The sequence below is a fragment of the Streptomyces violaceorubidus genome, assembly GCF_000717995.1.
In the GTDB taxonomy this organism is placed as follows: domain Bacteria; phylum Actinomycetota; class Actinomycetes; order Streptomycetales; family Streptomycetaceae; genus Streptomyces; species Streptomyces violaceorubidus.
Genome location: NZ_JODM01000008.1, coordinates 122,510 through 144,733, shown reverse-complemented (window position 1 = coordinate 144,733; position 22,224 = coordinate 122,510). Strand labels below are relative to the sequence as shown.

At 73.4% G+C, this 22,224-nt stretch carries 25 protein-coding genes; 12 read left to right on the top strand and 13 right to left on the bottom strand.

Annotated features, from left to right (window positions below; all coding sequences use genetic code 11):
• Positions 1–175 precede the first annotated feature (175 nt).
• The 3 genes from IE94_RS0113965 to IE94_RS41730 all read right to left on the bottom strand — a co-directional run bounded on the left by IE94_RS0113965 (position 176) and on the right by IE94_RS41730 (position 2,508).
• The gene (locus IE94_RS0113965; protein WP_030183217.1) at positions 176–709 is read right to left on the bottom strand and encodes a TetR/AcrR family transcriptional regulator; all 534 of its coding nucleotides are present in this window, start codon (positions 707–709) and stop codon (positions 176–178) included.
• Positions 710–731: 22 nt separating this feature from the next.
• Positions 732–1,568, bottom strand: coding sequence for an alpha/beta fold hydrolase (locus tag IE94_RS0113960; RefSeq protein WP_030183214.1), 837 nt, complete (start codon positions 1,566–1,568; stop codon positions 732–734).
• Positions 1,569–1,734: 166 nt separating this feature from the next.
• A complete protein-coding gene (locus tag IE94_RS41730; RefSeq protein ID WP_167343958.1) occupies positions 1,735–2,508 on the bottom strand; it encodes a type 1 periplasmic-binding domain-containing protein in 774 nt (257 codons plus the stop codon).
• A 287-nt stretch (positions 2,509–2,795) separates the two neighbouring features.
• Between IE94_RS41730 and IE94_RS38020 the strand changes: the two genes are divergently transcribed.
• The 4 genes from IE94_RS38020 (at position 2,796) to IE94_RS0113940 (ending at position 6,003) form a co-directional block, all read left to right on the top strand.
• Positions 2,796–3,296 carry a Gfo/Idh/MocA family oxidoreductase gene (locus IE94_RS38020; protein WP_078606483.1) on the top strand — a complete coding sequence of 167 codons (501 nt, stop codon included), beginning with the start codon at positions 2,796–2,798 and terminating at the stop codon, positions 3,294–3,296.
• Positions 3,293–3,703, top strand: a complete 411-nt coding sequence (locus IE94_RS38015; RefSeq protein ID WP_157849356.1) for a hypothetical protein — start codon at positions 3,293–3,295, stop codon at positions 3,701–3,703. The genes IE94_RS38020 and IE94_RS38015 overlap by 4 nt, the downstream gene beginning before the upstream one ends.
• Entirely contained in the window at positions 3,700–4,686 is a 987-nt protein-coding gene (locus tag IE94_RS0113945) for a DUF6807 domain-containing protein (protein WP_030183209.1), read from the top strand. The genes IE94_RS38015 and IE94_RS0113945 overlap by 4 nt, the downstream gene beginning before the upstream one ends.
• A gap of 300 nt (positions 4,687–4,986) precedes the next feature.
• On the top strand, positions 4,987–6,003 hold the full coding sequence (locus tag IE94_RS0113940; RefSeq protein ID WP_030183208.1) for a hypothetical protein: 1,017 nt from the start codon (positions 4,987–4,989) through the stop codon (positions 6,001–6,003).
• Positions 6,004–6,036: 33 nt separating this feature from the next.
• Here IE94_RS0113940 and IE94_RS0113935 read toward each other — a convergent pair whose 3' ends face one another.
• The 3 genes from IE94_RS0113935 to IE94_RS0113925 form a co-directional block, all read right to left on the bottom strand.
• Entirely contained in the window at positions 6,037–7,026 is a 990-nt protein-coding gene (locus IE94_RS0113935) for an NAD(P)-dependent alcohol dehydrogenase (protein WP_030183206.1), read from the bottom strand.
• Between the two features lie 130 nt (positions 7,027–7,156).
• Positions 7,157–8,032: a GNAT family N-acetyltransferase gene (locus IE94_RS0113930; protein ID WP_030183203.1), complete on the bottom strand. Its 876-nt coding sequence runs from the start codon at positions 8,030–8,032 to the stop codon at positions 7,157–7,159.
• A 53-nt stretch (positions 8,033–8,085) separates the two neighbouring features.
• Positions 8,086–8,700, bottom strand: coding sequence for a dihydrofolate reductase family protein (locus tag IE94_RS0113925; protein WP_030183200.1), 615 nt, complete (start codon positions 8,698–8,700; stop codon positions 8,086–8,088).
• A 188-nt stretch (positions 8,701–8,888) separates the two neighbouring features.
• Between IE94_RS0113925 and IE94_RS0113920 the strand changes: the two genes are divergently transcribed.
• The 3 genes from IE94_RS0113920 to IE94_RS0113910 all read left to right on the top strand — a co-directional run bounded on the left by IE94_RS0113920 (position 8,889) and on the right by IE94_RS0113910 (position 12,615).
• Positions 8,889–11,129 (top strand): bifunctional glycosyltransferase/CDP-glycerol:glycerophosphate glycerophosphotransferase, encoded by a 2,241-nt coding sequence (locus IE94_RS0113920; RefSeq protein ID WP_030183197.1) that lies wholly within the window; start codon positions 8,889–8,891, stop codon positions 11,127–11,129.
• A gap of 101 nt (positions 11,130–11,230) precedes the next feature.
• Positions 11,231–11,977, top strand: a complete 747-nt coding sequence (locus IE94_RS0113915; protein WP_030183194.1) for a DUF1838 family protein — start codon at positions 11,231–11,233, stop codon at positions 11,975–11,977.
• A 47-nt stretch (positions 11,978–12,024) separates the two neighbouring features.
• Positions 12,025–12,615, top strand: a complete 591-nt coding sequence (locus IE94_RS0113910; protein WP_030183191.1) for a DUF998 domain-containing protein — start codon at positions 12,025–12,027, stop codon at positions 12,613–12,615.
• A gap of 17 nt (positions 12,616–12,632) precedes the next feature.
• Here IE94_RS0113910 and IE94_RS0113905 read toward each other — a convergent pair whose 3' ends face one another.
• A complete protein-coding gene (locus IE94_RS0113905) occupies positions 12,633–12,995 on the bottom strand; it encodes a hypothetical protein (protein ID WP_030183190.1) in 363 nt (120 codons plus the stop codon).
• Between the two features lie 100 nt (positions 12,996–13,095).
• On the opposite strand from IE94_RS0113905, the gene sigJ reads away from it, so the two are divergent.
• Both sigJ and IE94_RS0113895 read left to right on the top strand, forming a co-directional pair.
• The gene (gene sigJ, locus IE94_RS0113900; protein WP_030183187.1) at positions 13,096–13,989 is read left to right on the top strand and encodes an RNA polymerase sigma factor SigJ; all 894 of its coding nucleotides are present in this window, start codon (positions 13,096–13,098) and stop codon (positions 13,987–13,989) included.
• A gap of 53 nt (positions 13,990–14,042) precedes the next feature.
• Positions 14,043–14,645, top strand: a complete 603-nt coding sequence (locus tag IE94_RS0113895; protein ID WP_030183186.1) for a GPP34 family phosphoprotein — start codon at positions 14,043–14,045, stop codon at positions 14,643–14,645.
• A 26-nt stretch (positions 14,646–14,671) separates the two neighbouring features.
• Here IE94_RS0113895 and IE94_RS0113890 read toward each other — a convergent pair whose 3' ends face one another.
• On the bottom strand, positions 14,672–15,055 hold the full coding sequence (locus IE94_RS0113890; RefSeq protein WP_003978453.1) for a hypothetical protein: 384 nt from the start codon (positions 15,053–15,055) through the stop codon (positions 14,672–14,674).
• Complete coding sequence (locus IE94_RS0113885; protein ID WP_030183180.1) at positions 15,055–15,294, bottom strand: hypothetical protein; 240 nt, start codon at positions 15,292–15,294, stop codon at positions 15,055–15,057. The genes IE94_RS0113890 and IE94_RS0113885 overlap by 1 nt, the downstream gene beginning before the upstream one ends.
• Positions 15,295–15,444: 150 nt before the next feature.
• On the opposite strand from IE94_RS0113885, the gene IE94_RS0113880 reads away from it, so the two are divergent.
• The gene (locus tag IE94_RS0113880) at positions 15,445–16,509 is read left to right on the top strand and encodes an NAD(+)/NADH kinase (protein WP_030183177.1); all 1,065 of its coding nucleotides are present in this window, start codon (positions 15,445–15,447) and stop codon (positions 16,507–16,509) included.
• Between the two features lie 46 nt (positions 16,510–16,555).
• On the opposite strand, the gene IE94_RS0113875 is transcribed toward IE94_RS0113880, so the two are convergent.
• Genes IE94_RS0113875 through IE94_RS0113865 form a run of 3 tightly spaced genes read right to left on the bottom strand, consistent with a single transcriptional unit; the run spans position 16,556 to position 19,039 of the window.
• On the bottom strand, positions 16,556–17,302 hold the full coding sequence (locus IE94_RS0113875; protein WP_030183174.1) for a class I SAM-dependent DNA methyltransferase: 747 nt from the start codon (positions 17,300–17,302) through the stop codon (positions 16,556–16,558).
• A gap of 57 nt (positions 17,303–17,359) precedes the next feature.
• Positions 17,360–18,364: a MerR family transcriptional regulator gene (locus IE94_RS0113870; RefSeq protein ID WP_030183170.1), complete on the bottom strand. Its 1,005-nt coding sequence runs from the start codon at positions 18,362–18,364 to the stop codon at positions 17,360–17,362.
• Between the two features lie 3 nt (positions 18,365–18,367).
• On the bottom strand, positions 18,368–19,039 hold the full coding sequence (locus tag IE94_RS0113865) for a HEAT repeat domain-containing protein (RefSeq protein ID WP_030183168.1): 672 nt from the start codon (positions 19,037–19,039) through the stop codon (positions 18,368–18,370).
• Positions 19,040–19,133: 94 nt separating this feature from the next.
• Between IE94_RS0113865 and IE94_RS0113860 the strand changes: the two genes are divergently transcribed.
• On the top strand, positions 19,134–19,952 hold the full coding sequence (locus IE94_RS0113860; RefSeq protein WP_037922599.1) for an SAM-dependent methyltransferase: 819 nt from the start codon (positions 19,134–19,136) through the stop codon (positions 19,950–19,952).
• A 157-nt stretch (positions 19,953–20,109) separates the two neighbouring features.
• On the top strand, positions 20,110–20,841 hold the full coding sequence (locus tag IE94_RS0113855; protein WP_030183163.1) for a phosphatase PAP2 family protein: 732 nt from the start codon (positions 20,110–20,112) through the stop codon (positions 20,839–20,841).
• A 54-nt stretch (positions 20,842–20,895) separates the two neighbouring features.
• Here IE94_RS0113855 and IE94_RS0113850 read toward each other — a convergent pair whose 3' ends face one another.
• Complete coding sequence (locus IE94_RS0113850) at positions 20,896–22,221, bottom strand: glutamate-1-semialdehyde 2,1-aminomutase (RefSeq protein ID WP_030183160.1); 1,326 nt, start codon at positions 22,219–22,221, stop codon at positions 20,896–20,898.
• Positions 22,222–22,224 lie beyond the last annotated feature (3 nt).

The following is a 22,224-nucleotide window of genomic DNA, read 5'->3' as shown; positions in this document are numbered from 1 at the left end:
AGGTGGGACATGTCGCAAGGGCGACACCGGCCCGTCGCGGGGATGCACGGCGGATGCAACCGGGTTCCGGGGCTGGAAGTTTGGCGCGGCCGACGACGCGCGGGGGCACCGTGCGGCGCTGCGGAGCCGGACGTGGCGTGAGCGGACGGGGTCCCCTGTCCTGCCCGGTGCGACCTCACATGGCACGCAGGCCCCGGTCGGCGAAGGCGACCAGCCATTCGAAGCTCTGGTCGATGTCCGTGCTCCACTGGAAGGCGTGGGCCGCCTCCAGGGTGGCGAAGCCGTGGCAGAGACTGCGCAGCATGCGCAGGGCGTGGTTCACGGCAGGGCCGTCGATCTCGTAGCCGCGCAGGACGGCGGTGAACGCGCCGAGCAGCCGCTCTCCCGCCTCGGCCAGGGGGTCCTCCGGGCCGGAGGGTTCCTGGCCGATCGTCGCGGCGTACCGGCCCGGGTGCTCCACGACGAAGGCGCGGAAGGCGCGTGCCGCGGCTGCCAGGGCGTCGCTGCCCGCCCGTCCCTGCACCGCGCCGCCGACGGCTTCGGCGGTCTCGTGGAGGGCCAGCGCCGCGATTCCCCGGATCAGGTCGTCCTGGCCCGCCACGTGCTTGTACAGGGACGGGGTGCGCACCCCGAGCCGGTCGGCCAGCAGCCCCATCGTCAGTCCGGTGAGGCCCACTTCGTCGGCGAGGGCCGCACCCGCGCCGACCACGGCCGCCCGGTCCAGGCCCGCCCTAGGCACGGACGGCGTCCGAGCGCAGGAAGGCGAGCAGGAGCTCCACCACCTGGTCGGGGAACTGGTCGTGCGGGTAATGGCCGGCGCCCTCGATCATCTCCAGGCGGCCGAGGCCGGACGGCAGCGCGCCGACCACGGCCGAGCCCTCGGCGTGCGGGTCGGCCCAGTCGGGGTCGAGCGTGCCCATCACCACCAGGACCGGGCAGCGCACGTCGCCGAGCCGGGCGCCCGCGTCGGTCGGAGCACTGCGGCCCATGGCCTGCATGGCCTTCATCCGGCCCGGCTCGCGCAGCGAGGCGTCGAAGCGGCCCAGTCGCTCGGCCCAGTCGGCCGGTCTCACCCCGGGGTTGGCGACGTCGAGGTACGAGCGCCACAGCCGCACACTGCCGAAGAGCCCCGCGCCGAGCAGCCGCACCATGCCGCGCCTGAACCGTCGCACCCGCAGGTCGCCGAGCCGGACCGACTGCTTGCGGGTGAACGGCGCCAGTTCGACCAGCGCGGTGACGAGCGAGGGCTCCCGCGCCGCCGCGATGGTGGCCGCGCCGCCGGAGACCGAGTGGCCGACGAGTACGGCCGGGCCACCGAGATGGCGGATCAGGGCGAGCAGGTCGCCGGCGATGTCGGTGCGGCTCCAGGCGGGCCAGTCGACGCTGGACTCGCCGCAGCCGCGCAGGTCGACCGCGGCGACCCGGTATCCGGCCGTCACCAGGTGGGGGACCACCGCGCGGTAGGCGTGACGGCTGTCGCCCATGCCGTGCGCGAGCACGATCAGCGGGCCCGAACCCGTCACCTCGTAGGCGATCGTTCCTCCGTCGACGGCAAGGTACTCGGTCATGGCAACCCCCAGATGCGGCTAATGAAGTTAGCTAAAAGCTAGTGTCATTAGCCAACCCTGTCAACAGGTCCGCGGTTCGCGGTTCGCGGGCCTTCGCGTCGAGGGTCGGGCGTCTTCGCGTCGAGGGTCTGGGGCCTTCGCGTGGCGGGCCGGGGCCTTCGTGGCCTCAGTCCTCCTGGAGGTGCCGTGGCCGCATCGCTCGCTCCAGGGCCCGCTCCACCTCCTGGCGCGGCACGCCCTGTTCCTCGGCGTAGGCGGTGATGCCCTCGACGAGGGCTGCGGTCGCGTCCGACCAGACCGCGAGGGCGACCGTGGCGTTCTCGCCGGAGTTGTCGCGGTAGCGGTTGTCCGCCGCGTCGACGGCTCGCTGGAGTTCGATGAGGCGTCTCGGGATGTCCATGGCGGCGAGCCTAGGAGCGATGATCATGGATTTCAGTGGCCGGACGAACGTGCTCGCTCCCCAGCGGGGGCAGCCGTCCTTGCCCTCGCCGCTGCCCCTCGTACCTCCGACCTCCGCCCGGCGTCTCCCGCCCGTGGTGGACTCCCGCTCCTCCAGCCAGTGCGGCGCCACGTGCACCGCGAACGGCAGGGGTGGGCGCGACCGTATCCGGGCCGCCAGGCACTTCACGGCGAGTGAGGCGATGGCCTCCCTGTCGGGGACCAGGGCCGTCAGGGAGGGGGTGCTGTACAGCGCCTCCTGGGCGCCGTCCACGCCGATCGCGGCGATCCGGGTACGTCCCAGGCCGATGAGGTGGGCGGTGAGGTCACGGGTCGCCGCCAGGTTGTCGATCAGCACGTGGTCGGCGACGACACCGTTGCGTTCGTAGGCGCGCCCGCCGAGCAGCACCAGCGGGAAGGCGAGTTCGGCGAAGTACGACGTCGCCGACTCCGGGACGACGAGGGCGAGCAGGCCGCTGCGCCCCGTACGCGGCCTGCGCACCGAGGGTTCGGCCGGTAGCCCAGCTCGTCCACGGCCCGCCCCCTTGCCGGAGTTTCCGCAGGTTATGCCCCCCGCGTGCCGCCTCGGGCAGTACGTGATCCGGGCGCCGAGTCTTTTGCGGACAGAGGGTTGACCTTGCGGACGCACGGCGGTTACAACGTTGGATCACCACGATAGCAAGCGGTTGCTGCGAGGCGGCGCCGACGTCCTCCGCCTGCCCGGGCACTCCCACCCCCGCGTGCCGCGCAGCGCCCAACCGCCCCCGTCCGGCTCACGAGAGGGTCCGCATGTCTTCGCACGTACCGAACGCGCCGCTGCGCACAGCAGTGGTCGGCACGGGGTCCATCGCCCGGTCCAGTCACCTGCCCGCGCTGAGCAAAATGGCTGCCGAGGGCGAGGTGGAGGTCGTCGCCGCGGTCGACGTGGACGAACCGGCGGTGCGCGCTTCGCCGACGAGTTCGGGATCCCCCAGGCGTCCACCGACCTCGGCGCGATGCCGGCCGAGGCACGCCCCGCCCTCGTGGTGCTGTGCACACCGCCCGCCGTGCACACCGCCCGCCGTGCACCGTGAGCAGGCGGTGGCCGCGCTCACCGCCGGGGCCTGGGTGTGGTGCGAGAAGCCGCCCTGCCCCTCATCGGCCGACCACGACGCCGTCGAGGCGGCCGAGCAGGGCGGTGGGGCGGGTCCGTACGTCTCCGTCGTCTTCCAGCACCGCCTTCGGATCCGGCGCCCGGCACGTCCGCGCGCTGCTGTGCGGCGGCGCCCCGGGCCGGCCGCTGGTGGTTGAGCCCGGACGAGGTGCGCCGGATCCGCATCGACTGCGAACCGGCCACGGTCGAGCTGACCCACCTGTACGGCTACCGCAACGCGGACTGGCGCATCACCCAGGCGCCCGGCGTCCCCGAGGAGACCGCCGCTGCCCGGCGCGACTTCGGCACCGACGAGGCGAGCTCCCACCAGGCCCAACTGCGCGTCCTGGTCGACGACATCAGAAACGGCAGCCGCCACTCGACCAGCGGTGCGGGCGCGCGGCGGACCATGGAGCTCATCACCGCCCTGTACAAGTCCGCGTTCACCGGCGCGACCGTACGCGCGGGCGACATCGGCCCCGGCGACCCGTACCACACCCGACTGCACGGCGGAGCCCCGGGCTGGGTACCGGCCGCCACCCGCGAGGAAGAGGACCACGCATGACGCTCTCACTGACCCACGTCCACGGAGACCGCGTCACCGTGGCCCACGGGGCGGCCGGAACCGAGCTGTTCTCCTACGTGTACCGCCCCGAGGCCGACTGGGAGGCGCCCAAGCCGTACCTCCACCCGGTCAGGACCCTGTCCGGCGGACTCGTCACGGACTACCGGCCCAACGACCACCGCTGGCACAAAGGGCTCCAGCTGACCGCCTCCCACCTGTCCGGACAGAACCTGTGGGGCGGCAACACCTATGTGCACGGCGAGGGTTACCTCGCGCTGCCGGAGCGGGTCGGCTCCATGGCCCACGTGGCCTTCGAGGAGGTCGGCGCCGAGGGGGACCGCGCCGTCATCGCGGAGCGGCTGACCTGGCACCCGCACGGCGGCGAGCTGTGGGCCGAGGAGGAACGCCGCATCGAGGTCCGCGACGTCGACCCCGACACCGGCAGCTGGACCCTCCTCTGGACCTCGGCCGTGACCAACCGGCGCGGCGAACCACTGCGGTTCGGCAGCCCCACCACCCACGGACGCCCCGTTGCCGGATACACCGGACTGTTCTGGCGCGGCCCCCGCGCCTTCCGCGGCGGCCGGGTCTTCACCGCCGTGTCCCCCCAACTCGCCGGATCCGCCGGATCCGCCGGATCCGCCGAATCCGCCGAATCCGGCGAGTCCTCCGCGGCCGACCCGATGGGCTCCCAGGCCCCCTGGCTGGCCTACGTCGGAGAACACGACGGACGGGACGGCCACGCCACGCTGGTCTTCGAACACGCCGCGTCCAACGACCACCTGGGCGAGAAGGGCACCCACCCGGCGCACTGGTTCGTGCGCAGCGACCCCTTCGCCGCGGTCGCACCCTCCTGGGCCTTCCACGAGGAACTGGTCCTGCCGCCCGGCGAAACCCTCTCCCGGACCTACCGCGTGGTCGTCGCCGACGGCGCCTGGGACCGCGCCCGGGTCGCCGCGCACCTGGCGGGACTCGCGTGGTGAGGCCGACGCACGACGGTTTCCCGACGTACGACGGTTTCCCGACGTACGACGGTTTCCCGACGTACGACGGCTTCCCGGCGGCGGTCGGCGTGTCCCGCCTGACGGTGTACGACTGGCCGACCGTGGAGGGCCTGCCCGGCGGCGGCACCCCGCACCTCCCCCCACCCCTCCCCGCACCCCGGGAAGGCTCCCCATGCCCGAGCCCCGAAGCGCCCGGCGCCGATTCCCCCCGCAAGGGGCGGCTGCGCTCCCTCACCGACGTCCGCGGCACGGACGGTGATGTGAGAGGATCCCGGGTCCATGGGCGCAGCGACGGAAGCGACACGGACCGAGGTGGTCCTCGCCGGGTACGGCCCGGTCGGCCAGGCCTTCGTCGACCGGCTGGCCCGGGACGGCGAAACGCTCGCCCGCCGTCACGGCGTTCGGCCACGGGTGGCCGCCGTACGCGCGAGCGACGCCCAGTGCGCGCCGGGAGGGGACGGGCCGCTGCCGCCGCGCTCGAAGTGGGGGCCTCCGAGGCCGCTGGACGAGACCTTCGACCGTACCGGCGCGCGGGTGTTCGTCCAGGCCGTCCCGTCCTCGCCCGGACTGCGGGAACGCGCCGCGCTGGAGGCGGTGACCGCGCTGCGCCGGGGCATCCACGTGGTCACGGCCACCAAGAGCCACCTGCTCACGCACTGGCGTGAACTCGACGCGGCGGCCCGGGCGGGCGGCAGCATGATCAGGATCTCCGGGGCCACCGGGGCGGCCCTCCCGGCGGGCGACCTGTCGCGGACCTCCCTGCGCGGCCTGGACTGCCGGACGATCCGCGCCTGCCCCAACGGCACCGTCACCTTCGTCCTCGACCGCCTCGCCGACGGCGACACGCTGAACGACGCGATCCGCGCGGCGCGGCTGAGGGGGATCGCGGAGGCGGACCCCTCGGCTGACCTGTCGGGCGAGGACGCGGCCACCAAGGTGCGGCTGCTGGCCGCGCTGGCCTGGGGCTGGGACCCGGCCGAGGTGCGCGTGCGGGCACAGCCCGTCGACGGGAGCACCGCCGCCCGGGCGCTGGACGCCGCGTCCCGGTCCCGTCGGCTGCGGGCGGTCGCCGGTGCGTCGCTGGCCGAGCCCGGCATCGTGCGCGTCCGGCTGGAGGAGACGGAGCCGGGGGACCCGCTGCACGCGCTGACCGGGCCCGAGAAGGCCGTGGTGTTCGGCTGTCCGGACGCCGGTGACGTGACGGTGAGCGGCGGCCGGTCGAGCCCGGTGGGTGCGGCGCTGGCCCTGGTGAGGGACACCGTCGAGGTGACGGCCCCGCGCACGGGCTTCGGCTGAGCCGCGGGTAGGGCGACCGTCCTCGCGGGACGCTCAGGACACGGTGATCACGGTCTTGCCGCGGGCATGGCCCTCCTCGACGTGCCGTACCGCCTCCGCCGTGCGGGCCAGGGAGAAGGTCCGGCCGACCACGGGCGCGAGCTGCCCGGCCTCGACGAGCGCGGTGACGGCGAGCAGGTCCTCGTGGGCCGGTCCGTCCGGCGTCGCGGGAAGGATCGGACGCAGTCTCCGCCGGGTGACCGCGTTGACCGCCGCCAGTCCCAGCATGGCGCCGATCGCCCCGAACACGCGGCCCGGGGAGCCGCCGCCGTTGGCCACCAGGACGCCCCGAGGCGCGAGCGCCCGACGCAGCCGGCCCGGCGGGTGGTTGCCCACGTTGTCCAGGACGACGTCGTAGCGCTCGCCTCCGTCGGTGAAGTCCTGCCGGGCGTAGTCCAGGACGTGGGCCGCGCCCAGGGAACGCACCAGGTCGGCGTTGGAGGCGCTGCACACGGCGGTGACCTCCGCGCCCAGGACCGCCGCGATCTGCACCGCGAAGGTGCCCACCCCGCCGCCCGCGCCATTGACCAGGACCCGCTGCCCCGACCGCACGCGGCCGACGGTCCGGATGCCGCGCAGGGCGGTCACCGCGCCCATCGGCAGTGCCGCGGCCTGCTCGAAGCTCAGGTCCGCCGGGACGGGCACCAGCAGCGGTGCCGAGGCGCACGCGTACTCGGCGAAGGCACCCGGGCAGAAGCCCAGTACCGGATCGCCGGGACCGAACCCCCGCACGCCCGCGCCGACCCGCTCCACCACCCCGGCCGCGTCGATGCCGGCCACCCGGGACTTCGGCCGGGTCAGCCCCATGCCTCCCAACAGCCGTGCCGCGTAGGGGTCTCCGCGCAGCATGTGCCAGTCGTAGGGGTTCACCGCGGCGGCGCGCACCCGCACCAGCACCTGGCCCGCCCCGGGGCGAGGCAGGTCGACGTCCCGCAGCCGCAGACTCTTCGGCGGGCCGAACCGCTCCTGGACCACTGCCTTCATCGCCCTGCCCCCATCCCCCCGGCCGCCCTCGGGACCGATCGCGGGTCGCGCGGTGAGGGCACCGTAGGGGCGCCGCCCGCCGCCGTCAATGGCCGTACCGGCAGGGGGCCGCCCCGGTTCGGCGAGGCGTCTACGGGCGCCGGACGGCGGGGGTGAACGCGTAGGCGCAGAAGTCGGCGAGCGGTACGTAGCCGATGCGCCGGTACAGGGCATTGCTGGTGCGGTTGGCGGGGTCGGTGAACAGCACGACCTCCCTCGCCCCGGCGGCCAGCGCGGCCCGGCTGACCTCGACCGTCACGGCGCCCGCGTAGCCGCGACCGCGCTGCCGGGCCGGGGTGTAGACGGGATCGATCCGGACCTGCCCGCCGACCAGCGGGTTCGCGCCCGCCATGGAGACGGGTGTGCCGTCCTCCGTCTCCCAGAAGGTGTAGCGCTTCTCGGCGAAGCGGGTGCCGGCCCAGGACGCGGCGTCGATGGTCACCGCCTCGCCGACGTCCGCGGCGAACTCGCGGCACCAGCGCATGAGATGTCCGTGCTCCCGCTCGCCCACCGGCCGGCTCCGGCCCGCCGGGACGGGCTGCGGCGGGGTGAGCGTGCCGAGCCGGTGGAGACGGGCGCCCCAACCCCGCACGGCCGCGGCGCCGGTGTGCCGTCGCCAGGCGTCGGCGAACGCGGTGGCGGTTTCCTCGTCCGACAGGACGCCGGAGGGCCGCATGCCGAGGCCGGCCAGGTGCCCGGCGAAGCGGTCGGCCTGCCCGGGGGAGAGGGCCGTGAGGGTCAGCCGGCCGGTCGGAGGGCGCAGGAAGGCGGCGCGGACCTCGCCGTCCTCCTCCAGCCACCCGAAGAGGGTGACTCCCGTTCCGGACGCGTCCGCGCCGCGCGTGCGCAGCTTCTCGATCGCGGTCAGGGGTGTGGTGTGCGGGGCGGGGCGCGAGCACAGGAAGTCCCAGGCCCGGGCCAGGTAGTCGTCGAGGTCTTCGGTGAGGTGCCAGCCGTCCGGTCGCATGCCTCATGATCCCCGAACCGCTCGGCGCCCGGGGGGCGTTCATGGGATGTGCGTCAGAGGACGTCGTAGATCAGATGGGTGGCGTTCGCGGTGGCGGTCGCGCTCCTTCGGACCAGGGTGCGCGGTGTGCCGCCGGTGAACAGGGGTGTTCCGGAGCCCAGTACGACGGGGGCCAGGTGGAGGGACAGCGTGTCGACCAGCCCGGCGTCGAGCGCCGAGCCGATCAGGGCGCCGCCGCCCATGAGGACGACGTCGAGGTCCGTGCCGCGGTCCGCCGAAGCGGCCTCGGCCCGCTCACGCGCCGCGCCGACGGCGTCGGGCAGACCGGTCGTGACGAACGTCCAGTCGAGGCCGGTGAGCCGGACCGAGGCCGGGGGAGAGCCGGTCACGACCACGAACGGGGGTTTGCCGACCTCCGCGGCGCCGTAGCCGACGGTGTCGTCCCAGCCGCCCGGCCCGTCGACCAGGTCGAAGAGCCGGCGGCCGAGGACGACGGCGCCGGAGCGGGCGGTGGACTCCCGCACCATCCGGCGCTCCTCCGGGTCCTCGGAGAAGGCCCAGGTGTGCAGCGCCTCGCCGCCGGTGCCCAGACCGTTGCCCGGGGAGGGGTCGGGCCCGGTGACGCAGCCGTCGAGGGAGATCGAGATGTCCGCGATGATCCGAGTCATACAGGGTGGACCCGAGGTGTCGCCCGAACTCATCGCTTCCGTGCGAGGCGGATACCGGATCCCCGTGCGAGGCGGATACCGGATCCGGCCTTCCCCAGATATTCACAGCGCGTATACAACGTTTCACAAGTGTCGCTGGTCTCCCTGTCCAACCACGGTTCACCCACGCTTCACCTGGAGTTGTCCGCATGCCTCGGTTCAGCATTGTCGTCCCCGTGTTCAAGGTGCAGGGGTATCTTCGCGCATGTCTGGACTCGGTACTGGGGCAGTCGTACCGGGACATCGAGGTGATCGCCGTCGACGACCGCTCACCGGACTCCTGCGGCGCCATCATCGACGAGTACGCCGCCCGCGACGCCCGCGTCAGGGCCGTGCACCTGCCGGAGAACGTCGGCCTGGGGCGGGCACGCAACGCGGGGCTGGAGCGCGCGCGGGGCGACTACGTCCTCTTCCTCGACAGCGACGACTCCTACACCCCGGGCCTGCTGGAGGCGCTGGCCGCCCGGCTGGACGCCGTCGGGGACCTGGACATCCTGGTCTTCGACCACGTGCGCACCTACTGGTGGGGCAAGGGCGGCCGCAGCCAGGCCGCGGACCTGATCGAGCGGGCGGGCACCGACGTCTTCCGCCTCAAGGACCGGCCCGAGTACGCGCACCTGTTCCTGGTCGCCTGGAACAAGGCCTTCCGCCGCGAGTTCTTCGTCGGGCAGGGCCTCCAGTACGCACCCGGCCTGTACGAGGACGCGCCCGTCACGCACATGGCGATGGTCACGGCGGAGCGGATCGGCTGTCTGAACCGGGTCGGGGTCGAGTACCGCCAGCGCCGCCAGGGCGCGATCACGAAGACGCCGGGGCGCAAGCACTTCGACATCTTCACGCAGTACGAGGGGCTGTTCGCCTTCCTCGCCCAGCGGCCCGAGCTGGCCTGGGCCACGCCCATGTTCTTCGAACGGGCCGTGTTCCACATGCTGTTCGCCCTCAAGCGCCCCGAGCGGGTGAGAGTCGCCGACCGCAGGGAGTTCTTCGACCGCACCGCGGACTTCTACGCGCGGTACGTCCCGGCCGGCTTCATCCTGCCCGAGGGACCGACCGGGGTGTACATGCGGACCGTGGCCAAACGGCTCTACCGCGCCTACCAGGCCGCCCAACTCGCCGCGCGCGCCAAGACGGCGGGGCCGAACAAGGTCGCCAGGGCCAGGACCAAGGCCGGCAAGCGCGCGTACGCCGGGCTGTACACCCTCCAGCGCAGGCGTTCCCCGGACCCGGGCCTCGCCGTCTACACCTCGTACTGGGACCGGCTGCCGTCCTGCAACCCGCTCGCCGTCTTCGAGAAGGCCCGGGAACTGGCCCCCGAGGTGCACGGCGTCTGGGTGGTGCGCAAGGACCTGGCCGGCCGGGTCCCCGACGGCATCGACCACGTCGTGCGCGACTCACGCCGTTACTGGGAGGTGATGGCCCGCGCACGGTACTTCGTGAACAACGTCAACTTCCCCGACCACATCGTCAAGCGGCCCGGCCAGCTCCACCTCCAGACCCATCACGGAACCCCGCTCAAGCGCATGGGCCTGGACCAGCAGGCCTATCCCGCGGCCGCCAGGGGCATGGACTTCGACCGCCTCCTGGAGCGCGTGGACCGCTGGGACCTGAGCATCTCCTCCAACCAGCACTCCACCACCCAGTGGGAGCGCGCCTACCCCGGCTCCTACGCGTCCCTCGACTCGGGCTATCCGCGCAACGACCGCTACTACGGCGCGAACGCCGAGGACGTCGCCGCCGTCCGCGCCCGGCTCGGCATAGCCCCGGGCAAGACCGCCCTGCTGTACGCGCCGACCCACCGCGACTACCGGACCGACTGGACACCGTCCTTCGACCTGGCCCGGGTGGCCAAGGCCCTGGGCGACGACTTCGTCCTGCTGGTCCGCGCCCACTACTTCTACGACCGGAGCCCCGAGCTGAGCGGCCTGGCCGATCAGGGCGCCGTCCTCGACGTCTCCCGCCACCCCAGCGTCGAGGACCTCTGCCTGGCGGCGGACGCGCTCGTCGCCGACTACTCGTCCCTCGCCTTCGACTACGCCAACCTCGACCGGCCCATCGTCATCTACGCCGACGACTGGGAGATCTACTCCCAGGTCCGCGGCGTCACCTTCGACCTGCTGTCCGGCCGGCCCGGCGACACCCCGGGGGCGGTCGCCACCACCGAGGACGAACTCGTCGACACCTTCCGCAGCGGCCGCTGGCGCGGCCCCGAGGCCACCGCCCTGCGCGCCGCGTTCCGCACCCGCTTCTGCCAGTACGACGACGGCCACGCCGCCGAGCGTGTGGTGCGCCACTTCTTCCTCGGCCAGGACGCGGGTCCGGCGGTCGTCCCGCTGGAGCAGCGCACCCCCGCACCGGCACCGGCACCGGCATCGTCACCGGCTCGCGGCTGACCGCGACGTGTCCTGTCCCGGAACGGAGGCTTCCGGCCGTTTCGGGGCGGGACGTGTCGTTCGCCGCCCGGTGCGGCCCGCCGTCGCGCAGAGTACTGCCCATGACGACACCCGCGCAGTCGCTCCGCTCCCTCGCCCGCACCCGGGCCTCCCTCGACGGAGAGGAGGTCACGTACTGGTGGTCCGGAAACGTGTACGCCTGGTCGCCCGACGAGCCCTACGAGCACGTCTTCGGCTTCGAGGGCGTCAACGTCGCCCGCCTGGTCCAGGACGCCGACGACGGCCCGGACGCCTACCGACTGCTCACCCGTGAGGCCGCCTTCTACCTCGACCCCGTCACCCGCGAGATCCTGGAGACCTGGCGGGACCTGCCGGTGATCCACGTCTGGAACGACCCGGCGAACCAGAAGTGGCGCCCCTTCCCGGTCCCGACGACCGACCTCGGCGCCCAGGTCTGCTTCAGCCTGGAGATCCCGCTCGCCTACCCCTCCCCCCTGCCGGTGGCCCAGTACCCCCTCCACTCGGCCGGCGACACGTACAAGGCCCTGGAGCTCTTCCAGTTCTTCGCCGACCGCGCGGACCTGACCGGCCCGGCCCCCAGCGTTCCGGCGACCATGTCGTGGACCCGGATGTCCCCGTGGCTCCCGTGGATGGCCCGGGGCCGGCACCCCGGCGGCCTCACCTTCCACTGCCGGGGACGCAAACTCGGTTCCTACGCCGAGGTGCCCGAGCGCACCCGGGCCTACATCGCCGACCACCACCCGCGGTTCGCGCGGGCACCGGAGTGCTGGAGCGAGCCGAACGAGACGAGTTGGACGTACTTCCGCACACTCGACCCGCCCGTGTGAGCGCCGGGCGCACGGCTTCACACGGGCGTGCGCTCTATGGTTGCCTGATGCGATTTGTCCCCAGATGGGTCCTGGTGTCGTCGGGATGCGCACCCGTGCTGCTGATCGCAGGCTGGACCGGCGCGGCTCACTACGAAGGGTCTTCCTACGACCCCGTCACCCAGACGATCAGCGTTCTCGGGTCCTACGGGGCCGCCGGGTTCTGGGTGATGACGGCGGCTTTCCTGGCCCTGGGCGTCTGCCACCTGCTGACCGCCTGGGGGCTGCGGGCCGCCGCCACCGCCGGACGCGTCGCGCTCGGCGGCGGCGGACTCGCCGCGCTGGTGCTGGTGGCGCTCCCGGCGCCGAGCAGCGGGGGCTCCCTGCACCACGGCGCGGTGGTGGTGGTCGGGTTCACGCTCCTGGCGGTGTGGCCGGTCCTGGCCGTCAACGGAGGCCCGGCCGCTCCCTGGGCGCTGCGTCTCGCGCCCTCGGTGGCGGTGACGACCCTGATGGCCGCCGGTGGGGTCTGGTTCCTGATCGAGATGGGGCGACACGGTGACGCCGGCGTCGCGGAACGCGTCGTGACCTCGCTCCAGTCGCTGTGGCCCTTCGTGGTGGCCGCCTCCTGCCTCCGCCGCGCCCGGCGGCGGGTGTGACCCCGTGGCACGGGTGCTCAACGCCGCGCCAGCGCCAGCATGCTCAGCCCGAACATCAGGACGCCCAGGGGAAGATGGACCGACGGGACGTGCGCGATGCCGAGCACGACCTGGACCGAGGCGAGGACGAGGAAGCCGCACGCGTGCCAGACGGGCCTGAGCGGGCCGCCGCCCGGCTTCCACGCCAGCACCGCCGCGAGCACGTACAGCATCGACGCCGCGTACATCACCCGGGCTCCGACGCTGTGCAGCGTCTCCCCGTAGGAGGCGGTCAGCAACAGTCCGGCGGAGACCGCCTGGAGGAAGATGGTCAGGGTCTGCAGGGCTATCGCGGTCCGCAGGAACGAGATCCGGTGCTGCGCCGTCGCCTGGGTTGCCATGCCGCGGTCCCCTTTTCCGCCCCGGGGGCAGTAGATCGGTAAGGTTTCACCAGCCCGACGAAGCGGGCCGGCGAAAGGTAAGGCGAGGGGGCGACCGGGCATGGGGACGGCGGGGACGGGGGCCGACGCGACGGTCCGGGAACGGCGCCAACTGATCAATGTCGCCTATCGGTTGCTCGGTTCGCTGGCCGAGGCCGAGGACGCCGTGCAGGAGGCCTACGCACGCTGGTACGCGCTGCCGCCCGGCAGGCAGGCGGAGATAGCGTCCCCGGGCGCCTGGCTGACGACCGTGACCGGCCGCGTCTGCCTGGACGTGCTCGGCTCGGCGCGGGCCCGGCGTGAACGCTATGTGGGCGCCTGGCTGCCGGATCCGCTGCCCGCCCACGCCGAGCGCGACCGCGGGCACGGCGCCGACCCCGCCGACCAGATGGTGCTGGACGAGTCGGTGACCATGGCCTTCCTCGTCGTCCTGGAATCGATGACCCCGGCGGAGCGGGTGGCCTTCGTACTCCACGACGTCTTCCGCTACCCCTTCGCCGAGATCGCGGGCGTCCTGCGCCGGACCCCGGACGCCTGCAAGCAGCTCGCCGCCTCCGGACGGCGCCGGGTGCGCGACGCACGGGTCCGGGCGGCCCCCGCGGTGCAGGCCGACGTGGTGCGGCGGGTCAAGGCGGCCTGGGAGGCGAAGGACATCGCGGCGCTGGTCGACCTCCTCGACCCGGCCGCCGTCATGACCGCCGACGGCGGCGGCATGGTCGGAGCCGTCCTGCGGCCGGTCGAGGGCGGTGCCCGCATCGCCCAGTACATGGTCGCCATCGCCGACAAGGCCCCGGGCCTCGAACTCCTGGAGCGCTCGGTCAACGGGGTACCGGGCCTGGTGGCCCGGCGCGGGGGCGCCGTCATGACGGTGGCCGCCTTCGACGTCGCCGAAGGACGGGTCAGCCGCATCTGGGCGGTCCGCAATCCCGAGAAGCTGCGACCGTGGGTAGGCTGAGCAAGGTCGCGGCAGGTGTGTCGCAGCAGAGGTGACAGATGCGGAGTTCCGTCATGACCACAGCACACGACCTGACGATCGTCTCCCTCGATGTTCCCTCCGACTACTCGGTCGAGCGTGGCGACCTGTCACTGGCCCTGGCCGGAGCCGAGCTGATCGACCTCCTGGAAGCGGGCACGGTCACGCTGGACGGTCCCGTCCTGCGGCCTGCGTCGCCGGGCGCATCCGGTGACCGGCTCCTCGACGAGGCGGCGTCCCTGGCCGGGCAGGAGCCGGCCGAGTCCGTGACCGACTGGCTGTGGCGCCGGGGAGACGGCCTGGCGGCCCGGTACCTCGCTGCCGCGGGCGCGGACGACGGCGGCCGCAAGCACCTGGGACGGAGCGCACGGCGCGGTGCCGACCGGCCCGCCCCGGCCGATCCGGCGGCCCGTCGGCGCGCCACCGACCGCTGGGCCGACGGCGATCCGGTGCTGGTGGGTCTCGCGGCCGCGGTGGGCGTGCGGCACGAGTCGGCCGACCAGCCGGAGGACCCCGAGGACGACAGGATCGCGACGGTCCTCGCCGCGGTGAACGACGCCGTGGTGGAGCTGGCCGCCACCCGGCAGCGCCGCAGCATCGAGGAAGCGGCGTTCGACAACATCTGGCGGGGGCTGTGACGCCCGCGCAGTGACGGCCCCGCCGGTCAGATGCGCCAGGAACGGAGCACGTCGGCGATGTCGTAGATGCTCAGCCGGGTCTCGCGGACCTTTCTGATCAGGTCGGACAGGGCCCCGTAGGGCGGATCGATGCCCTCCCCGGACTGGTCCATGTACTGACCGGTGACGAAGGCCGCGAAGAGGCTGTTGCGGTGGGGGAGCGGTTCGAGCCGCACCACGGTGTGCAGCAGGGCCGCCGCGCGCCAGGCGCTGTCGGGGTTCGACGCGGCCAGGGTCGGCATGCGGGTCTTGTGGCGGGCCACTGCCGCGACGAGGGCGGAGTAGTCCGTGACCGACACGTCCTCGTTGTCCAGAGCGGCGTCCTGGACGTCCAGGAGCCAGGGGACATCGATGTACAGGGGCTCGCTCATCAGGCGGCGCTGACTCCCTCGCCGCGCTGGGACGGGGGGATCTCGTCCGGGAACGCCTCGTCGAACTCGGCGCGCAGCCGGTCCGCCCACGAGGCGGCGCCGGCGACGAACCGCTTGCGCTGCATCTCGCGGACACCGAGGTCGTGCATGTACTGCTTGAGGCTCTTGCCCTCGGCTGCGGCGGCAGCGCGGACGCCTTCCATTTCTTCCTCGGTGAAGGTCACGTTGAGTGATGGCATACGGGCATGGTACCTACTCGGTACCTGACGCGCGACTCGTCGGACCGGCAAGGACGCCCCGGCATGTCGCGGCCCGCCCCGCCAGGGAGGTCGGCGAGGATTCCGTCGGTCGCGGTCCCCGGAGCGCGACCCGGGAGCCGGGAGGCAGTGGTGACGATCGAGCGGGTCGGACTCGTGGTCCACGGTGGTCGCGAGGGCGCCGCGGAAGCGGCGCGGGAAGTGCGGGAGTGGTGCGACCGGAACGCCGTGGCGTGCACGGACATCGACGTGTGGAGCGGCGAGGGGCGGCACAGCGCCCGGGCGGAGGTGGACGCGGCCGGGGACCCGGACCTCATCGTCACCCTGGGCGGCGACGGCACCTTCCTGCGCGGCGCGCGGCTGGCCGCGGAGAACGACGCACTGATCCTGGGCGTGGACCTGGGACGGGTCGGGTTCCTGACCGAGGTCCCCGCGCCCGCCGTGCGCTCCGCCCTCGACGCCGTGCGGGGGGACCACCTGGAGCCGGAGAGCCGCATGCTGCTCACTCTGCGTGCCTCCCGGCTCCTGGAGATCCCCGCGGAGATGGAAGCACTCCTGCGGTACGGGCGAGGACCGCTGCTGCCTCCCCCGCGGGTGCGGACCGACTGCGAGAGCGGTGACGAGTGGGGCATCGCCCTCAACGTCACGGCCCTCAACGACGTGGTGCTCGAAAAGCTGTCGCGGGACCGGCAGATCTCCGTCGGCCTCTACATCGCGGGCCGGCTGCTGGCCTCGTACTCCGCCGACGCACTGCTCGTCGCGACCCCCACGGGCTCCACCGCCTACAGTTTCGCCGCGGGCGGCCCGGTCGTCTCGCCCCGCGCGGAAGCGCTCGTCTTCACCGCGGTGGCCCCGCACATGACGTTCGACCGCTCCGTGGTCACCGCACCCGACGAGCCCGTCGGCATGCGGATCCTCGAACGGTCGGGCCGGGCCGCCGTGAGCATCGACGGGCAACTGCGCGGCGTGCTCGACCCCGGCGACTGGCTCGGGGTCTACGCCGCTCCCCGAAGGCTGCGAGCGGTGCGGCTGGGGCCCATGGACTTCTACGGCCGCCTGCGCCACCGCATGCGGCTGACCGACGCCCCGGCCGCGGTCGCCGACGGCACGCCCGCCCCGCTGTGGCCGGTCAGTACGCCCCCGCCGGGCGACCTCGCCCATCTGGCGATGCCGGTACCGGGGCCCGAAGGCGGCTGACGCCACGTGCTCGCGCACCCTCCCCGCTCGCCGAACGGCGCCGTCCTCAGGCCGGCTTGCGCCACACGGAGACGTGCTTCGCGGAGTCCTGAGTGAACGGAGCCCCGTCCCAGTCCGCGACCCGGCGTTCCAACCGGAGTCCGGCGATCCGTGCCATCAGGTCGAGCTCCGCGGGCCAGGCGTACCTGTGCCGGGACTGGTCGCGCCGGTAGGTGCCGTCGGCCGGGTCGCGGGTGAAGTGGTGCGAGACGAGGACCTGTTCGACCAGGTCGAAGGTGTCGAAGCCGAGATGCCGCTCCGAGACGTCGAAGGGCACCGCGACCTGCCCGGGCGGCAGGAACCGCAGCGGCGGCACGCCCAGTTCGATGACGAACCGGCCGCCGGGGCTCAAGTGGCGTGCCGCGTTGCGGAAGCACTCGACCTGCTCGTCCTGCGTGAGCAGGTTCGTGATGGTGTTGTAGACGAGGTACACCAGGGTGAACTCGCCCGGGGCGACGGTCGTGGCCATGTCCCCGAGGAACACCGGCAGTGTCTCCTCGTCGGTCTTGCGCCGCAGGACCGCCGCCATGTGCTCGGAAAGCTCGATGCCCACCACCGGCACACCGCGTTCCCGCAGCGGGACGCCCACGCGTCCGGTACCGATGGCGAACTCCAGCGCCCGGCCGTCCCCGGCGAGGTCGGCCAGGAAGTCCAGGGTCGGTCCGAGGACGGCGGCGGAGGCCATCCCGGACTCCATCTCTTCGGCGTCGTAGCGGTCGGCGGTCTCACGGGTCCACAGTTCGCTGCTCGTCACGGGCGGACATACTGCCCGGCGCCCCAGCACACTGTCGACGCATTTACGCCCGGGACGTCACCGCGCAGCCCGCAGCCGCAGGAGGTACGCCGCGGTCAGCGCGACGGCACGGTCCTCGTCCCGCGACAGCTCCGCCAGCGCACCGGACGCCCTCGCGCCCGGGATGCCCGCCAGCGCCTGCGTCAGCCGGCCGCGCGCGGGTGCTCCGGTGGTGTCGTGGGCGAGACGGCCGACGAGCCCGGACGCGATCCGGTCCGCCGTCGCCGTGTCGGCCGCCAGCACGCCCAGCGCGTCGGCCGCGTCGGTGTCGTTGCGCCCCGCCACGATCATGTCGATGAGCGTCGGCACCGCGTCGACCACGCCGTGCGCCCCGAGCGCCACCGCCGCGTACCCGCGGACCACGGCGTCGGGGCTCCCGAGGGCATGCCGCAGCTGGGCGGTGGCCTCGTCGCCGGGCAACTCCGTGAGCGCCTGGACGGCACGCTCCCGCACCGCGGCCACGGGTGAACCGAGGCCCCGCGCCAGCAGTCCCGCGGCCTCGTCGCCCGATCGCGCCAGCGCCCACCGCAGGGCCCCGGCGACGTTGGCGTCCGTCTCGCCCAGCGCCGCCTCGACCAGGGCTTCCACCGGGACCGCCGCCTCGTCGGCGCAGGACAGGGCAGCGCGCTGGCGCGCGTCCGCGCTCTTCGATCCCAGAGCCTGGAGGAGGGCGACGGCCTGGAGGACGTCCTCCCAGCCGGTGGGTCCGCCGGCGTCGATCCGGCGCAGCCGGGTGAGCAACTCGGTCTCGGCCGCGATGCGTTCGCGTGTCCGGCGGATGAGGTCGTCGACGAGCGCCGAGGGCGCGAACCCGGGTTCGTCGAGCGCGCGCCCGATCTCGCGCAGCGACAGCCCCAGCGAGCGCAGGCTCTCCACGTGGAAGATCCGCCGGATGTCCTCCCGGGAGTACTCCCGGTAGCCGGAGCCGGTACGGCCCGAAGGCCGCACCAGGCCGAGCGACTCGTAGTGCCTGAGCATGCGGGCACTGACCCCGGACCTTCGCGCCACCTCACCGATCAACACGCTCTATCGTCCCTCGGGACCGGATCCGCCGAGAGCCACGACGCGCTTCGCCTCCTCGATCGCCGACGCGAACCCGGCGTCGGGGTCGCGCAGCAGGTGCCGCGTGGCGAGGGCGTGCGCACGCACGTGCGGGTCGGGGTCGGTGGCCGCGGCATCGAGGACCTCGGTGGCCGCCTCGCCCAGTGCGACCAGCGCCCGGCTGAGACTGAGCCGCGTCTCCCGGTCGCCACGCCCCAACTGTGTCGCCAGCACCGCGGCCAGGGCGGGCTCCTCGCCCTCGGGCACGAGGACGACCGCGGCCCGCCAGGCGCTGCGCGCCACCTCGTCGTCGGCATCGGCGAGCACCGCCCGGGTGATCGCCGGCCACGCCCGCCGGTCCCCGATCTTGGACAGCGTGTGCAGTGCCTGGCCGCGTGCCTGGGGCCGTTCCGCGTGGACCTCGGACACCAGCCGGGCAAGCGTCGGGGACACCGGATGACGGGTGAGCGCCCACGTCAGCATGTCGCGGACGAAGAACTCCGGCTCGACCGCGGATCGTTCGACGAGCTTGTCCACGCATCGCGGGTCCGGCGCCGAACCGAGTGCGAGGGCCGCCCGCAGCCGCACGGACGCACGCGCGTCCTCGAGGCCCTTGAGCGCCCGCATCGGATCGGCGTCCTGCCTCGTCATGGTCATCGGGACCTCCTGGTCGGCAGTGAAGACCTTGCCACCGTGTCAAGGTCAAACAAGTGGTGGCCGGGGTCCCTCGGCGCGGGAGAGGATGGGCGCCATGACGGGAGAGAGTTCCTCCATCGACAGCACCCGGCCCAGCATCGCCCGCGTCTACGACTACCTGCTCGGCGGCAAGGACAACTACGCGGTGGACCGGGAGATCGGTGACGTGTTCAAACGTGACCTACCCGGTTCGGTGGCGATCGCCTTCGCCAACCGCGCGGCGCTGACCCGGGCGGTGCGGGAGATCGTGACGACGTCCGGGGTGCGGCAGTTCATCGACCTGGGCAGCGGCCTTCCCACCGCGGACAATGTGCACCAGGTCGCGCAGCGCACGGCGCCCGAGACCCGGGTGGTGTACGTCGACACCGACCCCCAAGTACTGGTCCACGGGCGGGCGCTGCTGGAGGAGAACGACCGGACCCGGGTCGTACCGGTCGACGTACGCGATCCCGAGGGCATCCGCGACCACCCGGACACCCGGGAGCTGATCGACTTCGACCGCCCCGTGGCCGTCATGTTCAGCGCCATCCTCCATCACGTCAACGACGAGGAGGACCCCGCCGGGATCGTCCGCCACTGGCGGGACCGAGTGCCCTCCGGGAGCTACTTCTTCGTCAGTCACTTCCGTTCCGGGAACAACCCGGAGACGGCGGAGGCCGAGAAGGTCCTCCAGCAGACCTTCGGCCGCGGCCGGTGGCGGACGGACACGGAGATCGAGGCCCTGCTGGACGGTCTGGAGATCCTCGCACCGGGGATAGTGCCGGCCCCCCTGTGGCGCCCCGGGACGGCAGGTGATCCGCAGCACCTGGGCGCGGAGCGGGAGTTGACCGTCTGGGAGCGTCTCATCGCCGCCGGGATGGCCCGTAAGCCGTAGGCCACGCAATGGCCCGAATCGGCTGTTATCAGGCCTGCCGCAACGACTACGGTGGGCTGGACGCGGGTGTTCGGCGCGAGGGCCGGCGAGCCGGGCGAAGCGGGGGAGTGGGCGAGGACGTGGGAGAGTGCGGCAGGTCGCCCCAGGCGGTGGGCGGGTGACCGGTCGGCAGCGGCCCGTGGTGCTGCCGTCGGCGCTGCGCGGGTGGCTCGGGCTGATCGCCGTCCTCGCCGCGCTGGTGGTCCTCGTCCTCGGGGTCGCCCACGCCGACGACAGCGAGCCCGGCGCGGCGGACGCGCGGATCTGGGCGGCGGTGGACGGGGTGGGGCCGCCGTGGCGGCACGTCGCCCTGGTCACGGACTTCCTGGGGGAGCCCGTGGGAGCGGTGCTGCTGGTCGGGGCCCTCGTGACGGGCTGCCTGGTGCTTCGGCACCCGCGCGCCGCCGTGTTCCTCGTGACCGGCACCGCTCTGAGCGTGGGGACGACCACACTGCTCAAGCCCGTCGCCGGACGCACCATCCACGGCGACAACCTGTCGTACCCGAGCGGGCACACCGCCTTCCTCACCGCGGTCGCCCTCATGGTGACGCTGCTCGCGGCCGGCCGCCTCGGCCTCGGCAGGGCGGTCGGCACGGCGTTCGTCCTCGCCGCGGGTCTGGTGGCCGGTGCCGCCATGGGCTGGGCGCAGGTGACCCTGGGCTCGCACTACGCGACCGACACCCTCGGCGGCTGGTGCACCGCGCTGGCGGTGCTGCCGGTGAGCGCCTGGCTGGTCGACCGCACGGCCGACCGCCTGGCCGACCGTAGGGCCGACCGTGCGACGGCCGGCCGGCCGGCGGACGAACCCGCCGACCGGAGAGCGGGCGCCGGTCGGCAGGAGCGCCGCTGACACGGCGCCGGGTCACCTACGGCGTCGTCCCTCCGGCGCGCCGCGCACCGCACCTCACGCCAGACGCCGGAACACCGGCTTCACCGCCCGTCCGGCCATCCAGGGTGTGGGGTCGGCGGCGTCCAGTGCCTTCCGGTACACCGCACAGGCATCCGCCACCACGTCCACGGTGTGATCGATGTCGGCGTCGTCGAGCGCGCCGCTCACCACGAACGACGGGGCCAGCACCCCGCCGGCGAGAAGCCGGCGCAGGAACAGGGTGCGGTACGACTGCGACGGCTGCCGGTTCTCGTCGAGGGTGGCGAAGACCAGGTTGCTGGCCCGCCCCCGGACGACCACGTGGTCGCCGACGCCCATGCTCGCCGCGGCGTCGCGGACACCGGCGGCCAGCCGCTCGCCGAGGGCGTGCAGCCGCGCGGTGACCCCCTCCTCGGTGTAGGTGGCCTGCACGGCCATCGCGGCGGCCAGCGCGTGCGTCTCGGCACCGTGGGTGGTGGACAGCAGGAACACCCGGTCCCCACGGTGCCGCAGCCCGCCCCGCTCCATCAGCTCGCGGCGCCCGGCCAGCGCGGACACGGCGAACCCGTTGCCCAGCGCCTTGCCGAACGTGGAGAGGTCGGGGACGACGCCGTACAGACCCTGGGCACCCGCCTCCGACCAGCGGAAACCGGTGATCATCTCGTCGAAGACCAGCACGCAGCCGTGCCGGTCGGCCAACGCGCGCAGACCGGCGAGGTACCCCGGCGGCGGCTCGGTGTGGGTGGCGGGCTCAAGGATCAGACAGGCCACCTCGCCCTCGTGACGGGTGAGCAGTTCCTCCGTGGCGGCCAGGTCGCCGTAGGGGAACGTCACCGTCAGCTCGTTGGTCGCCGCCGGGATCCCGGCGGACATCGGCGTGGTGCCGATGAACCAGTCGTCGACGGAGAAGAACGGATGGTCGGCGCAGACCGCCACCCGCGGGCGCCCGGTGGCGGCTCGGGCCAGCCGCACCGCGGCGGTGGTGGCGTCGGAGCCGTTCTTCGCGAACTTCACCATCTCCGCGGTCGGCACCGTGGCCAGGAACCGTTCCGCGGCCTCGACCTCCACGACGGACGGCCGCACGAAGTTGCCGCCCCGGTCGACCTCCCGCCGTACGGCCTCGGTCACGCGCGGGTGGGCGTGGCCGAGGCTGACCGACCGCAGGCCGGAGCCGTACTCGACGTAACGGTTGCCGTCGACGTCCCACACGTGGGCACCCCGGCCGTGGCTGATCACCGGGGCCAGGTCCTGCGGATACTGGTCGTCGCCCTTGGCATAGGTGTGCGCGCCCCCGGGGATCAAGGCGTGCAGCCGCTCGTTCGCCTCCCGCGACCGGGACAGGTCGGGCTCTTCGCTGTTCACCGC

What these genes read in the sequence shown, in the direction of transcription:
- IE94_RS0113865 (WP_030183168.1), bottom strand. Translation starts at nt 19,039, where the DNA reads ATGACCATGACGAGGCAGGACGCCGATCCGATGCGGGCGCTCAAGGGC.
- IE94_RS0113890 (WP_003978453.1), bottom strand. Translation starts at nt 15,055, where the DNA reads ATGAGCGAGCCCCTGTACATCGATGTCCCCTGGCTCCTGGACGTCCAG.
- sigJ (WP_030183187.1), top strand. Translation starts at nt 13,096, where the DNA reads ATGGGGACGGCGGGGACGGGGGCCGACGCGACGGTCCGGGAACGGCGC.
- IE94_RS0113915 (WP_030183194.1), top strand. Translation starts at nt 11,231, where the DNA reads ATGACGACACCCGCGCAGTCGCTCCGCTCCCTCGCCCGCACCCGGGCC.
- IE94_RS0113930 (WP_030183203.1), bottom strand. Translation starts at nt 8,032, where the DNA reads ATGCGACCGGACGGCTGGCACCTCACCGAAGACCTCGACGACTACCTG.
- IE94_RS0113910 (WP_030183191.1), top strand. Translation starts at nt 12,025, where the DNA reads ATGCGATTTGTCCCCAGATGGGTCCTGGTGTCGTCGGGATGCGCACCC.
- IE94_RS0113905 (WP_030183190.1), bottom strand. Translation starts at nt 12,995, where the DNA reads ATGGCAACCCAGGCGACGGCGCAGCACCGGATCTCGTTCCTGCGGACC.
- IE94_RS38020 (WP_078606483.1), top strand. Translation starts at nt 2,796, where the DNA reads ATGTCTTCGCACGTACCGAACGCGCCGCTGCGCACAGCAGTGGTCGGC.
- IE94_RS0113860 (WP_037922599.1), top strand. Translation starts at nt 19,134, where the DNA reads ATGACGGGAGAGAGTTCCTCCATCGACAGCACCCGGCCCAGCATCGCC.
- IE94_RS0113960 (WP_030183214.1), bottom strand. Translation starts at nt 1,568, where the DNA reads ATGACCGAGTACCTTGCCGTCGACGGAGGAACGATCGCCTACGAGGTG.
- IE94_RS0113895 (WP_030183186.1), top strand. Translation starts at nt 14,043, where the DNA reads ATGACCACAGCACACGACCTGACGATCGTCTCCCTCGATGTTCCCTCC.
- IE94_RS0113925 (WP_030183200.1), bottom strand. Translation starts at nt 8,700, where the DNA reads ATGACTCGGATCATCGCGGACATCTCGATCTCCCTCGACGGCTGCGTC.
- IE94_RS0113940 (WP_030183208.1), top strand. Translation starts at nt 4,987, where the DNA reads ATGGGCGCAGCGACGGAAGCGACACGGACCGAGGTGGTCCTCGCCGGG.
- IE94_RS0113945 (WP_030183209.1), top strand. Translation starts at nt 3,700, where the DNA reads ATGACGCTCTCACTGACCCACGTCCACGGAGACCGCGTCACCGTGGCC.
- IE94_RS0113885 (WP_030183180.1), bottom strand. Translation starts at nt 15,294, where the DNA reads ATGCCATCACTCAACGTGACCTTCACCGAGGAAGAAATGGAAGGCGTC.
- IE94_RS0113920 (WP_030183197.1), top strand. Translation starts at nt 8,889, where the DNA reads ATGCCTCGGTTCAGCATTGTCGTCCCCGTGTTCAAGGTGCAGGGGTAT.
- IE94_RS0113935 (WP_030183206.1), bottom strand. Translation starts at nt 7,026, where the DNA reads ATGAAGGCAGTGGTCCAGGAGCGGTTCGGCCCGCCGAAGAGTCTGCGG.